The following is a 14752-nucleotide window of genomic DNA, read 5'->3' on the forward strand; positions in this document are numbered from 1 at the left end:
AGACACTCACGCCAACGCGTTGATCATGTCGGGACGAAAACCCGCCCAATGGGTATCGCCAGCGATGACGACGGGAACCTGCCGATAGCCAAGACCTTGAACCTTGGCATAGGCATCCTCATCGACGGAAATGTCGACGATGTGGTAGTCGAGGCCCTGGCGATCGAGCGCGCGGGTGGTTGCGCTGCACTGGACGCAGGCAGGTTTGCTGTAAACGGTGATGGTCATCATATCCTCGTTGGGTTTTGATTTTTGGCCGCAGAAAGGCCTCCGAAGACGTCGTTGCCGACGCTCGTTTCTGGACATTGAGTGGGAGAATGACAGGAGCTCAGACGCTCTTCAGCGACCGTCTTCGTTTAAACGCCGGACCGTTACAGGAAAAATCACGCATGCCTTCACCCCGAAGTGTTTTGACGGATTGTCGGCAAGGAAACGCGGACAAGCGACATCATATCGCTTGCCGTCACGCGACCTTCCGGGCACCCCGCCCGTGGACGTTTTCGTTTGAGGCAGGTCTCCTGGCTCGCGGGTCGTCGCATCCATCCTCGCCTTCCCGAAACATGATGTTTCAGTGGCTTTCACTGGACAAATGCTCGCCGCTTACAGTTGCGGGGGCAGCTTCGGCATTGCCCGACCATCTCTGGTCCGGCGCACCGCATTCCCGTCTTAGCTTTCGATTCATACGGAGAATCGAAAGAACCTCGAACACTATATATGGTATACGAGGTTGAGTTTTCGTCAACAACTATACCGCCTAACGGATAGCTCTCCCCAGGAAAAATGCAGTAGCTTTTCAACCGCACGACACGATCGTTGGCACTCATGGCCGAAGGACTCGATCTGCATGACCGTGCGCTTCAGTTGTTGCGCGATGCCGAAGAAATCGAACAGGTGGCGAAAGCCGAACGGGCGGATACCCTTCGCCTTTCGGATTGGGCCTATCGGACTTGGCCTATCAGACTGGGCCTTAATCCATTGGCTGACTGGAATGAGAGAGGATGCTACGGGCGGAGATCACACTCGAATTCATGAAACTTCGTACTTGCGCGCCAGACGTTTGATGCCTAAATTTGGATAATGTCTGATCATTCGTCTCAACGGTTGTCGCCGTCAAATATCCCAATGGATGCGCTGAGCGAAGTTCTACAAGACTTTCGCTTGAGTGGGGTCAATTATGGGCGTTGCGAACTGCGACATCCGTGGAGCATTGCCCTGCCGCAGCAACAACTGCTTCGGTTCCACTTTGTCAGCCAAAGTCCATGCTGGATTCATACCGAAGCCCAAGGGTGGCAGGAATTGCATGATGGGGATCTGGTGCTACTGCCGCAAGGTATCGCACATCGATTGGCCAGTGCGCCGGATGTTGAGGGCGACTCGCTCAAAAGCTGTCAGATAAAAAGGTTGAGCAGCAAGGTTTGCGAATTGGTGCGGGAAGGAACTGGGGCGACCAGCACTCTTTTCTGCGGTTCCATGGCGTTGAGCGCATATGCCCTTGATCCTTTGATCGCCTTGATGCCGCCAATCATCAAGGGCTGCGATGTCGCTGGCAATGACCCGGTTATTGGCCCCCTGCTGGCGGCTATGACCGCAGAGGCTTCACAGCCCCAGATGGGCAGCGCGACGATCCTGTCGCGTATGGCTGACTTGCTCGTCGCGCGGCTTATCCGCTGTTGGGTCAATTGCAGCGGAGCCGCAACCACCGGCTGGCTCGCCGCCATCCGAGACCCCCATCTTGGCCGTGTGTTGGCAGCCATGCACCGCGATCCCGGCCATAACTGGACGCTTGAAAGCCTTGCCGGTGTCGCGGGCCAATCGCGCTCGATCTTTGCTGAACGCTTCAGCGCTATTTTAGGAGAAGGCGCGGCACGCTATCTCGCTCGCCTGCGCATGCAGCTTGCCCGTGAGTTGTTGGCGCAAGGTGGCATGTCAGTTGCCGAGGTTGCATCTCGCCTGGGCTATGAATCCGAGGCCTCCTTTGCCCGCGCTTTCAAACGCATTACCACAGTCTCACCCGGCGTTGTGCGCCGCACAGTTTCCGGACGAACGGACATGGTTTTCGGATTTTAAGCTACATATAGTCCCAAATCTTTCGTCTATGAAGTGCTTCTGGATTCAGGAGATACGTCAATGACGGACAGAACATCACAATTTAACAGCGCGGATATAGACCTCGATACCGCTGAGCCGGTTGCGTGGAGCCCTGCCACCTGGTTTGCCGTCCTTTCGATGGCGGCCACCAGTTTTGCACTGGTGTCGGCTGAGTTCCTGCCAGCAGGCTTGCTGACGCCAATGGCCCGTGATCTTGGGATCAGCGAGGGAACAGCCGGACAGGTCGTGACTGCCACGGCTTTCGTGGGGGCCATCACGGCCCTGTTGAGCAATGTCCTGATCGGCAGATTGAACCGCAAGACAGTGTTGGTCGGCCTTAGTGCGTTGGCAATCGGCTCCAATATTCTTGCAGCGGTGGCGACGGACTTTTGGCTATTGATGCTCGGTCGGGCAGGCCTCGGCATTGCCCTCAGCGGCTTTTGGGCGCTTTCGGTTGCCGTCGTCGCCAGGTTGGTTGGGGCCAATGCAACAGGACGGGGCATGGCGATCGTCACGCTCGGCGTCTCACTCGCAACGATAGCCGCGCCATCGATAGGCGCTTTGATCAGCGATTGGCTGGGCTGGCGCAGCGCCATGTCTATGACGGCGGGACTTGCTGCAATTGCCATGTTGCTACAGGTCCTCTGCTTGCCGACGCTGCCTGCAAGCACAAGCAACAGTCTCTCTGATGTTTTTCGGCTGACGCGGCGGCGTGGCGTTCAGCTTGGAATGTTGGCCATCCTTTTGTTGATGACGGGACATTTTGCCGGCTCGGTTTATGTACGTCCTTTCCTTGAACAGGTGACGCTGCTTGAAACCGGCCCGATTGCCCTGGCACTTCTCGGCTTTGGCGTTGCCTCGGTGATCGGTAACGTTGCGGGTGGCCGGATGGCGGACGCCAGTATTCATATGGCACTCGCGGTCACCGCCGTGCTGATGGCGTCTGCAGCGCTCGCCTTGGTGCTTTGGGGCAATTATGTCGGCGTTGCCTTCTGCCTCGTGACGCTTTGGGGCTTTGCCTTCGGCATGGCACCCGTGGTGCTGCCGACCAACCTATCGCGCAGCGCACCTGACGCCCTGGAGGCAGCGGGCAGCCTGATGGTCGTTTCTTTTCAGGTCGCGATCACGATTGGCGCGGTTGTCGGCGGCTATGTCGTCGATCATTATGGCGCTGCGGGACCCTTGACCCTGACCGCCGCCCTGGCCGCATTGACTGTCGTCTTGGCGCTGACGCAACCGCGCACCTGATCTTCGCTTTCGGGGCAGCCATCTTTTCCACTTTGAGCCTCGACGTGAACATGAACAACCAGCCGCTGCCCCCTTATGGGGGTAGTCGTCAAAACGGCAGACAGCATGAACGAAGATATCTGAGCAACTGTGATAGTCGTCAGATGGCTGAATCGATAATTTTGCAGATGCCTGTACGCACAACGTCCTTGCTGGTGAGTTGACCGGGCTGGATATCAAAGACAGCATCAATCCTGACGCCTGCCCCTTTCTGACGCGCGACAACCCGAAGGGTCTGAATCCGGCCACTACCGCTGGTTTCCTGGAAAGCGTCGATAGACGACAATTCCTTGTTGACCTTTATGCCGGAAAAACCTTCCGCTGCCACGGCCTGAGCCAGCTTTTTCAGAACAACAGTAGAATTGGCTTTCGGGTATTCCTGCCACGAGCGATAGCTTAATGCGGTGACCATGGGGACGCCGGTCACTTTGAAATTATTCTCGCACGATGCCGCTTGCGCAAGTGCCGTGGCGTTAAAAAGCAAGGCTGCGGCAATGATCGTAACTTTCATTTTTCCTCCTCGCGGCGGACCGTAATCGACCTAACGCATATTCGTTTCGATATTGAAGAAAGGCCGTTAATGCCCCAGTTAGGCATGCAATCAACGCAAACGGCCCGCCAAACCATGGGTGAGGCGAGCGCGTTGTTCAGTATGAATAGTTCAGGGCCACTGACCGCTGACCAGGCATCCGATTGCTTCCCAACCACTGTATTCATACCATGAATAATTGGGGTCGTGGCACCCTTGCGCAAAGCTGGCTGTCTGAACCATGGCAGGTTTTGCTGAATGCTGAGCCTCTGATGGTGAAGCGAGACGCGGAATTGAGGCCGAGGCGCTTGATATCGCGAATGCCATGCCAATTGCAGCAATCAATCCGATTTTGAGTGTTCTCATCGCTAGATCCTTTCGCTTTGCCCCAGCCCCGCGTGACTTCGCGGCATAGGGGGCGTAAGGTCAACTCGTACAGGTGTGCTAGTTTGCCTGATCGAACGGTATTCGGGCAGTCGGTCAGTTCAGAGTTTAAGGGGTGATTTCCGCCTGCGAATTTGCTTGCCCAGAGAATAACGGCGGCACCTCAATGAATGTAGTCTGTGATATTCCTGTGTCGATAATCTCAAAAACCGCCTTGAGCATGCCATCGACATCCTGGCGCACCATTTCGATGTCGCCACCCAAAAGCGCCACAAAGGGATCCCAGTCGAAACAGCCCATCGCTGGTAGCCGATCCGCGACATAGCCGGAGGTCTTGAGCCACTGCATGACGCCTTCCAGAGAGATGGTGGAGTTTACAAACATTCCGCCCGGAATTTCGCCTTCAACCATCGCCAGTGTTTGCAAAGCTTTTTCTGCTTTTTCCGGGGCGTATCCGCAGGTGAGTATGTGGCGTTCATCGATTGGAACGCCCATATCCTGATGGGCTGCCCGAAAACCGCGCACCCGCTCCAAGGTGTTGTGATCAGTGGCGCGCCCGCCAACGAACAGCAGGGGAGCGGCCTTGCCGGTCTTGCTGTGGCAATTTTTTAGAATACGACGGGTCAATTCCCGCGCCCCTGCAAAATTATCCGAAATAACGGAAGGTGCTGCTGTTCCCGGCAGGTCGAGATTAATGCTGCGCGCACCGGCGGAGGTGCATATTTCGGTGATTCGGTCGGGGTTGGTTGCTCCGGTCGAAACCAGCCATTCCACTTGATAGGACAGCAGAGTCCGTGCGGCCTCTACTTCAAGCTCCGGGTCACGTCGCGTGCAGGTGATAATCGGGAAAAGGCCGCGCGAGCGCGCCATGTCCTCGAAGGTCTCTACGATCGAACCAAAATAACGGTTGTCATACTTAGGGACGATCATGCCGATGATCTGGGATTTTTCCCGGCGCAACAGACTGGCCTGCATGTTGAGCGCATAGCCTTGCTCCTCAGCGATCCGTTTGATTTTTTCCGCTAGTTGGGTGCTGATCCGGCGCTTCTTCCAATTGCCATTTAAAACAGCGCTGACAGCACTGGCCGATGTGCCAGCAAGCTCGGCCAGATCGTAGATCGTCGTCTTCCTGGCGGGTTTTTTCTGATTCACGCTGGCCTCCTGTTCATACCCAACTTGACATCAAAGTCAGAAGATGGCAATTCTTGCGTCATCGATTGAGCAGTGTTGCTCAATCGATGACGGCGGTTGACTTCGGAGGGTTGGCCGGGAGACGTTCAAGCAATTCAGGATTGCTGTCGCATCATCGTGCGCTCGATGTGCCGTGATCACGGTCTTCATCGGCATGCGTCTCTCGATACTGGTTTTGGGTTCTAGAGGAGGAAACTATGAAATTTCATTCCATGATGATGGTGTCGGTTGCTGCCGCTGCCATGTTTGCAGGCTCTGCCTTGGCGCAAGAGAAGGCAACCGTTGCGTTTCTGATGCCCGATCAGGCATCGACACGCTATGAAAACCACGATTTTCCGGGTTTCAAGGCAGAAATGGCCAAGCTGTGCGCCGGATGCACGGTGATTTATCAAAACGCCAATGGCGATACCGCACTTCAGCAACAGCAATTCAACTCGGTGATTGCGCAAGGCGCAAAGGTGATTGTGCTGGACCCGGTGGATTCGTCTGCTGCCGCAGCACTGGTTGAGTTGGCGCAGTCGCAGGATGTGAAGGTCATTGCCTATGACCGCCCTATTCCAAAGAAAGCAGCAGATTATTACGTCTCCTTCGACAATGCTGGCATTGGCGAGGCTATTGCCAAGTCCTTGGTGCAGCACCTGAAGGCCAAGGGCGTGCCACAGGGTTCTGGCATTCTTCAAATCAACGGTTCGCCCACCGATGCCGCCGCTGGCCTGATCCGCGATGGTGTTCATAAAGGTCTGAAGGATTCTGGCTACAAAACATTGGCCGAATTCGACACGCCGGAATGGGCGCCACCAAAGGCGCAGGAATGGGCGGCAGGCCAAATCACCCGCTTTGGCGCAGACATCAAGGGCGTTGTGGCCGCCAATGACGGCACAGGCGGCGGCGCGATTGCGGCCTTCAAGGCGGCGGGTGTCAATCCGGTTCCGCCCGTTACGGGCAATGATGCGACCATTGCAGCGCTTCAGCTGATCATTTCCGGCGATCAGTACAACACGATTTCCAAGCCATCGGAAATTGTTGCCGCGGCGGCTGCCAAAGTCACCGTTCAGTTTCTGAAGGGCGAAAAGCCGGAAGCCAAGACCACGCTGTATGACACCCCCTCGCAGCTGTTCATTCCGGCTGTTGTGACGGCAGAAAATATCAAGGCTGAAATCTTCGACAAAAAGATTCAAACCCCTGCCGAAGTGTGCACGGGTGAATATGCCGCTGGCTGCAAAAAGCTGGGCATCACCCAGTAATTGTTCTGATCTGTGTTCGGTCCGGCATTGCCGGATCGAACATGCCTCGAACCTGAAAAGAGCGTTTCGCCATGGTGCAAAATGACCAAGCGGCCCCGAAAACGGGTGGCCCTATTCTGAAATTGCGCAATATTTCCAAGAATTTTGGTGCTGTCTCGGCGCTGACGGATATTGATCTGGAAGTCTGGCCCGGCGAAGTGGTTGCCCTTGTGGGCGATAACGGCGCTGGCAAATCCACCTTGATCAAGGTGCTGGCAGGCGTGCATCAGCCAACCTCCGGCACCATTGAATTTTGCGGCGAAAACGTCTCGCTCGATAGCCCCAGCCGGGCGCTGGAACTGGGCATTGCCACGGTGTTTCAAGACCTCGCCCTATGCGAAAATCTGGATGTGGTGGCCAATCTTTTCCTTGGTCACGAGCTTGCGCCATGGAACCTCGATGAAGTGGCCATGGAAGTGCGTGCTTGGACGCTTTTGAAAGAGCTGGCAGCGCGCATTCCCTCCGTTCGAGAGCCGATTGCCTCGCTATCCGGTGGTCAGCGCCAGACGGTTGCCATTGCAAGATCACTTCTGCTGGACCCGAAAATCATAATGCTGGATGAGCCGACGGCAGCACTGGGTGTTGCCCAGACAGCCGAAGTTTTGAACCTGATTGAGCGCGTGCGCGAACGCGGGCTGGGCGTCATCATCATCAGCCACAATATGGAAGATGTGCGCGCCGTGGCCGATCGCATTGTGGTGCTGCGTTTGGGCAAGAACAACGGCGTGTTTACCCCGGATGCGTCCAACCAAGAGCTGGTTGCCTCCATCACCGGGGCCACGGAAAATTCCGTCTCACGCCGCCTGACCCGCAAGACAAATAGCCAAGAAACCAGCGGGAGGCCCGCATGAGCAATACGTCAAAATCTGAAACCAAGTCCTCCCAAGCCTTGGACCGCAGCGATGAGCGCGTCACCCACGATGATGGTGTGCTGGCCATGCTGCGCAGTTTTATCAATCGGATCAAATCGGGTGATCTGGGCATGTTGCCGGTTGCCATTGGGCTGATTGTGATTTCCACCGTGTTCAGCATTCTCAATCCGATTTTTCTGGCGCCCAACAATCTGGTCAATCTGTTGTTTGATTGCGCAACGGTGGGCATCATTTCGCTGGGCATTGTCTGTGTGCTGCTGTTGGGTGAGATTGACCTCTCGGTTGGCTCCATGAGCGGTCTGGCCTCGGCCATCATTGGTGTCTTGTGGGTCAATTCCGGCCTTCCGGTGATTGTTGCGATTTTTGCGGCGCTGGTCACGGGTGCAGCCGTGGGGGCGCTTTACGCGGTGATGTATAATCGCATGGGCATGCCAAGCTTTGTCGCCACGCTGTCCGGCCTGCTGGCCTTGCTGGGCATGCAGCTCTACATTCTCGGCCCAACGGGCAGTATCAATTTGCCCTATGCCTCGCCTTTGGTGCGTTTTGGCCAGATTTTGGTGATGCCGCATTGGCTGTCCTTCACGCTGGCTTTGGTGCCCGGTGTTGTGATGGTTGTGTTTGGCTTAAGCGTTCGCAGGCGCCGCCAAGCGGTCAACCTGTCCTCAAAGCCCTTGAGTGGGTTGTTGATCAAGGCCACAATCTTGACGCTTGGCTTTGAATTTGCGGTCTACTATCTTAATCTCGGACGCGGCGTGCCTTGGATGTTTGCGCTCTTTGTGGCGCTGGTGGTGGTGGTCAATTACCTCCTGACCAAGACACAATGGGGCCGCTCGATGTTTGCCGTGGGCGGCAATCGTGAAGCCGCCCGCCGGGCGGGCATCAATGTTCGCCGCATCTATATGAGCGCGTTTATGCTGTGCTCAACCCTTGCAGCCCTTGGCGGCGTGCTGTCGGCATCGCGCCTTGCATCGTCCAGCCAGCAGGCAGGCACGGGTGATGTGAACTTGAACGCCATTGCCGCCGCCGTGATTGGCGGCACCAGCCTGTTTGGCGGGCGTGGCAGTGCTTATTCGGCGCTGCTTGGCATTATCGTCATTCAGGCGATTTCCAATGGTTTGACGCTTCTCAACCTTAGCTCATCGCTGCGTTACATGATTACCGGGGCAGTCCTTGCCATTGCCGTGATTATGGATTCGCTTGCGCGCCGCTCCCGTGTCAGCCACGGCCGCGCCTAACCTGTATTTCAAGGAGAATTTAGCCATGACAGATATCATGAAGGGCAAAATCGCCGCTATCACTGGTGCAGCATCGGGCATCGGCTTGGCATGCGCCAAAATTCTGCTGGCGGAAGGCGCAACGGTGGTGTTGATCGACCGCGCCAAGGATAAGCTGGATACGCTTTGCGCAGAACTCGGTGAGCGCGCCAAGCCGCTGGTGGTGGATCTTTTGAATGGGCCAGAGGTCTCCGCCATGCTGCCGCGCATTCTGGAGGTCGCGGGCGGTCTCGATATCTTCCACGCCAATGCAGGTGCTTATATCGGCGGTGCCGTGGCGGAAGGCGACCCAGATGCGTGGGACCGGATGCTCAACCTCAATATCAACGCAGCCTTCCGCTCTGTTCATGCGGTATTGCCGCATCTGATTGCGCAAAAATCCGGCGATATCCTGTTTACCAGCTCCATCGCAGGCGTGGTGCCTGTGGTGTGGGAGCCGATTTATACCGCCTCGAAATTCGCCGTTCAGGCCTTTGTCCATTCCACCCGCAGGCAGGTTTCTCAACATGGCGTGCGCGTGGGTGCCGTTTTGCCCGGTCCAGTCGTCACCGCATTGCTGGATGATTGGCCAAAGGCCAAGATGGATGAAGCGCTGGCCAATGGCAGCCTGATGCAGCCACAGGAAGTGGCGGAAGCCGTGCTGTTCATGCTGTCGCGGCCTCGCAATGTCACCATCCGTGATCTGGTGATTGTGCCCAACAGCGTCGATCTTTAATCGACGCTCACCCTCATAATTGTCCCATCGATATTTGAAGAGCATTTGCCATGACCAAAGCCACGGACACCCTCAATCACTATATTATCGGTGTGGATGTAGGCACCGGCAGCGCCCGCGCAGGTCTGTTTGATCTCAGCGGTGCGCTTCTTGCCGTTGCCAAACGCGATATTGCCCTGTTTCGCGAAGCGGGCAGCATTGCCGAGCAATCCAGCACTGATATCTGGGAAGCTGTCTGCGCCGTGGTGCGGCAAGTGGTGGCGTCAGCTGATGATCCGGCGCAAGTGATTGGTCTTGGGTTTGATGCAACCTGTTCACTGGTGGTGCTGGGTGAGGGCGGGCAACCTCTTGCAATTGGTGCATCCGAATTGCCAGAGCGCGATATCATTGTGTGGATGGATCAACGCGCAGTCACACAGGCGGAACGCATCAACGCCATCGGCCATGATGTGCTGCGCTATGTCGGTGGCAAAATTTCGCCGGAAATGGAGACGCCCAAAATTCTCTGGCTAAAGGAAAACCGGCATCAGACCTTCCAGAATGCTTGGCAGTTTTTTGACCTTGCCGATTTTCTCACCTGGAAGGCAACGGGCGATCTCGCCCGTTCCACCTGCACAGTGACCTGCAAATGGACCTATCTGGCCCATGAGCAGCGTTGGGACCCAAGCTATTTCCACGCCATTGGGCTTGGCGAACTGGCCGACGAGGGCTTCAGCCGCATTGGCCAGCGCATTGTCGAACCCGGAACGCCGCTTGGGCAGGGCCTGACGGAAACCGCCGCTACTGCCATGGGCCTGAAAACCGGCACGGCCGTGGCGGCGGGCATGATTGATGCCCATGCCGGTGGCATTGGCACGGTTGGCATTGGCAGCGGGCCAAAAGACAATATGGCCTATGTGTTTGGCACCTCCTCCTGCACCATGACCTCAACCATTGAGCCCGTGTTTGTGCCCGGCGTCTGGGGGCCATATTACTCGGCCATGGTGCCGGGCATGTGGTTGAATGAGGGCGGGCAGAGTGCCGCCGGTGCGGCGATTGATCAATTGCTGGCCTTTCACCCGGCAGCACCAGAGACCGCCGCAAAGGCGCGCAAACAGGGTATTGCCCTGCCGGTTCTGTTGGCGCAGGCGGCAGCGGCCAAGGTCAGCGCCCTACCCGATGTCGTGCATTTGGCAAAAGGTCTGCACATCGTGCCGGAATTCCTCGGCAACCGTGCACCTTTTGCCGATCCCCACGCACGCGCTATCATTGCTGGTCTGGGTATGGACCGGGATTTTGATAGTCTGGTTGCGCTCTATATCGCGGGCCTGTGCGGCATTGGTTATGGCCTGCGGCAAATCATCGAGACACAGGCCGCATCGGGCGCCTTTATTGAGCGAGTTGTGATCAGCGGTGGCGCTGGCGAGAGCGATCTGGTGCGGCAGGTGTTGGCCGATGCTTGCAGCAAGCCCGTGGTGGCTGCGGGTCTGGATGAGCCGGTGTTGCTGGGCTCCGCGATTTTGGGTGCCGTGGCGGGAAAGGCCTTTTCAGGTGTCAGCCAGGCAATGGAAGCTTTAAGCGGCGTAACAAAGACCTATCATCCGCAGGTCGGCGCTTTGGCCAATATCCACAAACGCAGATATGGCCATTTCACAACGCTACAGCAACAGGGTAGAGAGCTACGTAACGTGTAGATGGACTGAATATCCTTGGGGTTCTCCGACACCTGGACGAAACGACGAGCAGACAATCCGATCGAAATGTTGGCCTCTTGAAATGATGGTCAGCTTTGGAGTCTTAGGGTGTATCGCGTGTGTCGCCGCTCTCCGGTGCGCGTGAATGCACCGATCTCGACAAGGTGCTGGAGGTCACGCGTTGCTGTCGCACGCGATGTGGACGTGATTGAAATGTAATTTTCCGCGCTCAACCCGCCTTTAAAACCAGCAATACCCTCTCGAAAAATACGGGCGATGACTTTTTCCTGGCGTTCATTAAGCCGGTCCCGAAACCGATCGTAGAATTTTGCCTTTTGAATGAAGAAGGCAATACGATCAATCGTTGCCTGTTGGGCCTCCAGGATTGTCTGCGAAAAATAGACAATCCATCCGGTGATATCGAGCTTTCGCTGATGGCGTTCAAGTTCGCAGTAATAGGCCTTTCGGTCACGCTCAATTGTAAAGGCAAGCGAAATCAGACTTGGTTGCCCAATGTTCTGTGCTAGCGATTTTTCAGCTAACGCGCGTCCAATTCTACCGTTACCGTCCTCAAAGGGATGGATGCTTTCGAAATAGAGGTGTCCGATGGCTGCGCGGGTCAGCGCAGATAATGGAGTTGACCCGCCTGGCCCCGACCGATTGAACCAGTCGATGAAAAGCGCCATTTCCGCAGCCACCTGGCTGGATGGCGGTGCCTCAAAATGGATTATAGGCTTGTCCAGGCGACCTGAGACGATCTGCATGGCATCATTGTGGCGACGATAGGAGCCAACTGTTTCGATATATCGGTTTCCCGCCATCAGCATCGCGTGCCAATGGAAAAGGTCCTCATGCTGGAGTGGGCCGGACCAATTTTTATAGACGTCGGCCATCATCTCTGCGATCCCGCGCTCTTGCGGTCGGACCGGACGATTGTCTGTGTTGAGACCAAATTGTCGGCGCAGCGACGACTGGACGCTTGCTCGATCCAGGAACTCACCTTCGATCTCCGACGTTTTGATGGCTTCGTCGCTCAGCAACTCAATCCGCAATTGGTTGCTGTCGTCGTCACTGAAATGCCTGACAGCACCGATAACCTCACCGGATGACTGGAGAAACCTTTGCTCCAAAGGGGCCATGTTCTCAATGTCATAGGAGAAGTTTGGCCAATCGGGCAGTTGCCAGTTCCATTGCATGAGTTATAGCCGCCTTTTCTATAACTCAAAATTATGCTGATTGATGAGCTATTGCAAGTCATTCTATCGATCATCTGGGCTTGAAATCTGCTGTGTACCGTTTGTCAAAGATCCACTTTCATTACCGCTCGCCTCCGACACGAGGTCGACAGAATGGAATTCAAGCATTCCAAGACATGATCGTTCCTAACATCAGTCGGAACTGTGGACCCGTTCACACTCTCTTTCGTAGCTTTGTCCGGCGATCAAGAATGAGGTGATCGACTTTTTCGGAGCGCGCATGATCGGGATCGCTTTCGGCGGCGCTGGTCAGGATTAACTCACCCAGTTTTGCCTGAACGGCCTTGCCGTATGCGCAGTCGCCCCCATGGCCTGGATTGAAAGAGGTCGTTATAATTGGGCCACATCATGCGATTTGCAGGACGATTTTGCCGCGAGTATGCCCGTCTTCGGAAAGTTCAAGCGCCTCCTTGACGCTCTCGAACGGAAGGACAGTGGCGACGTAAGGCTTCACCTTATCTGCTTCTATCAATTCCCGGATCTGCGTGAGTTGCTCCGAATTTGGCACGCACTGCACCCTCGCAACGCCGACGCCATGCTGCTTGTCTTCGTCAGAAGGAAAGGCGACCGCCGTCACCAGGAAGCCATCCTGCCTCAGGGTGGTGAATGCTCGCTTGAATGTCTCGCCTCCAACCGTGTCAAAGACGACGTCCATGTCACGAACGATGTTTTCGAAAGGCTGCCTGGTGTAATCGACGAACTCGTCGGCGCCGAGGCTGCGGACATACTCCTTGTTTCGAGCGGACGCCATCGCGGTGACATGCGCGCCTCGGGCCTTCGCAAGCTGAACTGCCAGGGAGCCGACGCCGCCCGAGCTGTTTGTGATGAACACGTGCTGGCCGGTCGAAAGTTTGGCAACGTCAAACATGGCCTGCCACGCGGTTAATGCTCCGAGCGGCGTAGCAGCCGTTTCGATAAAATCGAGGGTGGAGGGCTTGCGCGCGACATCCGTCGTTTTGGCGATCGCATACTGCGCGAAACCTCCCTGTTTGATAACGCCGTAGACGCCGTCGCCTCGATTGAATTCGGTGACGCCTGGTCCAAGTTTTTCGACAATGCCTGCAATCTCTCCGCCCAGATGGATTGGCAAGGTCATCCCCATTCGCTGGCCAGCGCCACTGCGAATCTTCCAATCCACAGGGTTGACGCCTGCCGCATGGACTTTAACCAGCACTTCGCCTGCTTTCGGCTCAGGACATTTGACCTCGGCATATTTAAGCACGCTGTTGTCGCCATATTCGTTGATAATGATTGCTTTCATGTCTTCGCTCTCGGTTGTTGAGGTTTTGGTGTCGGCTCGACCATCGACAAGTCCTATGCTAGACGAACACCTTATCGATGTTCTGCCAATCTCCATCGCCGAAAAGCCAATCATGCCCAGACATCCTTTCACCTTTCAGCGAGGCTTCAAACAACGCGGCGAAGGCTTGCCAATCCATGCCCACGACGAGGCGCAACTCACCTTTGCCGCATCTGGGATGGTGCAGGTTCACACTGAGGAAGGCCGGTGGCTGGTACCTTCACAGCTCGCAGTCTGGATTCCCGCTCGCGTTCCCCATCGCGTCGATGTCTTGACGGACGCCGAATTATGGATGGTCCATTGGGAGCCATCGGCGGCGCAAGAATGGGCGCCTCCGGTACCGCTCGATCAGACATTCGCTTTACGCGTGACCCCGCTCATGCAGTCTTTGCTCGAGGCGGCCTTCATGGCCGATGTCAGCCGAGAGAAGGGGGAACTCGTAGCCAAGCTCATGCTGCACGAACTGACGTCAACGGCCCACGCGCCAACATTCCTCCCCCTGCCGACAAGCACAATCGGGCTTCGGGTCGCCGACATGGCTCTCACCGATCATCAGAGCCTGATGAGCATAGATGAATTTGCATCGCGGGCCGCGACATCCGTGCGAACCTTAAGCCGATTGTTTCCTTCGGAGACAGGGTTGACCTTCAAGGCCTGGCGACAACGGGCACGGATCGTGCAGTCGATGGATCTACTCGCCAAGGGAAAGCCAATCGCCCGCGTGGCTGCCGACTTCGGGTTTTCCAGTGCCGCTTCGTTCTCGCACGCTTTCCGGCAGGTCACGGCCATGACGCCAACCCAGTTTATGGGGGTGAAACCTTTAGCCTGGAGTCTGTCACGTTCAGATTGAACCAGACAGACTCTAAATTCTCTTGTTTTCGTTTGTGTTTTCGGAAAAAT

General features: G+C 56.1%; 13 protein-coding genes, 1 pseudogene and 1 riboswitch. Of the genes and pseudogenes, 9 read left to right on the forward strand and 5 right to left on the reverse strand.

Features of this window, described 5'->3' with window-relative positions:
- Positions 1–6: 6 nt before the first annotated feature.
- Positions 7–228 carry a glutaredoxin-like protein NrdH gene (gene nrdH / locus IEI95_RS10235; RefSeq protein ID WP_041700049.1) on the reverse strand — a complete coding sequence of 74 codons (222 nt, stop codon included), beginning with the start codon at positions 226–228 and terminating at the stop codon, positions 7–9.
- Between the two features lie 263 nt (positions 229–491).
- A riboswitch (cobalamin riboswitch) is annotated at positions 492–719 on the reverse strand.
- 70 nt (positions 720–789) lie between these two features.
- On the opposite strand from nrdH, the pseudogene IEI95_RS29425 reads away from it, so the two are divergent.
- From IEI95_RS29425 to IEI95_RS10245, 3 genes and pseudogenes are all read left to right on the forward strand, one after another.
- A pseudogene (locus IEI95_RS29425) lies at positions 790–930 on the forward strand (LysR family transcriptional regulator); the annotation flags it as partial.
- Between the two features lie 147 nt (positions 931–1077).
- Positions 1078–2067, forward strand: coding sequence for an AraC family transcriptional regulator (locus tag IEI95_RS10240; protein ID WP_194416379.1), 990 nt, complete (start codon positions 1078–1080; stop codon positions 2065–2067).
- Positions 2068–2127: 60 nt separating this feature from the next.
- A complete protein-coding gene (locus IEI95_RS10245) occupies positions 2128–3336 on the forward strand; it encodes an MFS transporter (protein ID WP_194416380.1) in 1209 nt (402 codons plus the stop codon).
- Between the two features lie 139 nt (positions 3337–3475).
- Here the strand turns inward: IEI95_RS10245 and IEI95_RS10250 are convergent, their stop codons facing one another.
- Both IEI95_RS10250 and IEI95_RS10255 read right to left on the reverse strand, forming a co-directional pair.
- On the reverse strand, positions 3476–3886 hold the full coding sequence (locus IEI95_RS10250; protein WP_156533092.1) for a hypothetical protein: 411 nt from the start codon (positions 3884–3886) through the stop codon (positions 3476–3478).
- 510 nt (positions 3887–4396) lie between these two features.
- On the reverse strand, positions 4397–5440 hold the full coding sequence (locus tag IEI95_RS10255; protein ID WP_194416381.1) for a LacI family DNA-binding transcriptional regulator: 1044 nt from the start codon (positions 5438–5440) through the stop codon (positions 4397–4399).
- Between the two features lie 236 nt (positions 5441–5676).
- Between IEI95_RS10255 and IEI95_RS10260 the strand changes: the two genes are divergently transcribed.
- The 5 genes from IEI95_RS10260 to IEI95_RS10280 all read left to right on the forward strand — a co-directional run bounded on the left by IEI95_RS10260 (position 5677) and on the right by IEI95_RS10280 (position 11296).
- Entirely contained in the window at positions 5677–6723 is a 1047-nt protein-coding gene (locus IEI95_RS10260; protein WP_156533090.1) for an ABC transporter substrate-binding protein, read from the forward strand.
- Positions 6724–6794: 71 nt separating this feature from the next.
- Positions 6795–7613 (forward strand): ATP-binding cassette domain-containing protein, encoded by an 819-nt coding sequence (locus tag IEI95_RS10265; RefSeq protein WP_071203421.1) that lies wholly within the window; start codon positions 6795–6797, stop codon positions 7611–7613.
- Positions 7610–8869, forward strand: coding sequence for a sugar ABC transporter permease (locus IEI95_RS10270; RefSeq protein WP_156533088.1), 1260 nt, complete (start codon positions 7610–7612; stop codon positions 8867–8869). The genes IEI95_RS10265 and IEI95_RS10270 overlap by 4 nt, the downstream gene beginning before the upstream one ends.
- Before the next feature lie 25 nt (positions 8870–8894).
- Positions 8895–9623: an SDR family oxidoreductase gene (locus tag IEI95_RS10275; RefSeq protein WP_087730629.1), complete on the forward strand. Its 729-nt coding sequence runs from the start codon at positions 8895–8897 to the stop codon at positions 9621–9623.
- A gap of 50 nt (positions 9624–9673) precedes the next feature.
- The gene (locus IEI95_RS10280; protein ID WP_156533086.1) at positions 9674–11296 is read left to right on the forward strand and encodes an FGGY-family carbohydrate kinase; all 1623 of its coding nucleotides are present in this window, start codon (positions 9674–9676) and stop codon (positions 11294–11296) included.
- An 89-nt stretch (positions 11297–11385) separates the two neighbouring features.
- Here IEI95_RS10280 and IEI95_RS10285 read toward each other — a convergent pair whose 3' ends face one another.
- Together IEI95_RS10285 and IEI95_RS10290 are read right to left on the reverse strand one after the other, a co-directional pair.
- Positions 11386–12492, reverse strand: coding sequence for a Fic family protein (locus tag IEI95_RS10285; protein ID WP_156533084.1), 1107 nt, complete (start codon positions 12490–12492; stop codon positions 11386–11388).
- Positions 12493–12898: 406 nt separating this feature from the next.
- Positions 12899–13813 carry an NADP-dependent oxidoreductase gene (locus tag IEI95_RS10290; protein WP_156537468.1) on the reverse strand — a complete coding sequence of 305 codons (915 nt, stop codon included), beginning with the start codon at positions 13811–13813 and terminating at the stop codon, positions 12899–12901.
- 112 nt (positions 13814–13925) lie between these two features.
- On the opposite strand from IEI95_RS10290, the gene IEI95_RS10295 reads away from it, so the two are divergent.
- Positions 13926–14702, forward strand: a complete 777-nt coding sequence (locus tag IEI95_RS10295) for an AraC family transcriptional regulator (RefSeq protein WP_156533082.1) — start codon at positions 13926–13928, stop codon at positions 14700–14702.
- Positions 14703–14752: the final 50 nt, after the last annotated feature.

This window comes from Agrobacterium vitis (assembly GCF_014926405.1).
Classification (GTDB): Bacteria; Pseudomonadota; Alphaproteobacteria; order Rhizobiales; family Rhizobiaceae; genus Allorhizobium; species Allorhizobium vitis_H.

Excerpts from the sequence above, each read along its gene's own strand:
- nrdH (WP_041700049.1), bottom strand. The coding sequence starts at position 228 with ATGACCATCACCGTTTACAGCAAACCTGCCTGCGTCCAGTGCAGCGCA.
- IEI95_RS10275 (WP_087730629.1), top strand. The coding sequence starts at position 8,895 with ATGACAGATATCATGAAGGGCAAAATCGCCGCTATCACTGGTGCAGCA.
- IEI95_RS10240 (WP_194416379.1), top strand. The coding sequence starts at position 1,078 with ATGTCTGATCATTCGTCTCAACGGTTGTCGCCGTCAAATATCCCAATG.
- IEI95_RS10270 (WP_156533088.1), top strand. The coding sequence starts at position 7,610 with ATGAGCAATACGTCAAAATCTGAAACCAAGTCCTCCCAAGCCTTGGAC.
- IEI95_RS10295 (WP_156533082.1), top strand. The coding sequence starts at position 13,926 with ATGCCCAGACATCCTTTCACCTTTCAGCGAGGCTTCAAACAACGCGGC.
- IEI95_RS10280 (WP_156533086.1), top strand. The coding sequence starts at position 9,674 with ATGACCAAAGCCACGGACACCCTCAATCACTATATTATCGGTGTGGAT.
- IEI95_RS10250 (WP_156533092.1), bottom strand. The coding sequence starts at position 3,886 with ATGAAAGTTACGATCATTGCCGCAGCCTTGCTTTTTAACGCCACGGCA.
- IEI95_RS10265 (WP_071203421.1), top strand. The coding sequence starts at position 6,795 with ATGGTGCAAAATGACCAAGCGGCCCCGAAAACGGGTGGCCCTATTCTG.
- IEI95_RS10260 (WP_156533090.1), top strand. The coding sequence starts at position 5,677 with ATGAAATTTCATTCCATGATGATGGTGTCGGTTGCTGCCGCTGCCATG.
- IEI95_RS10245 (WP_194416380.1), top strand. The coding sequence starts at position 2,128 with ATGACGGACAGAACATCACAATTTAACAGCGCGGATATAGACCTCGAT.
- IEI95_RS10290 (WP_156537468.1), bottom strand. The coding sequence starts at position 13,813 with ATGAAAGCAATCATTATCAACGAATATGGCGACAACAGCGTGCTTAAA.
- IEI95_RS10285 (WP_156533084.1), bottom strand. The coding sequence starts at position 12,492 with ATGCAATGGAACTGGCAACTGCCCGATTGGCCAAACTTCTCCTATGAC.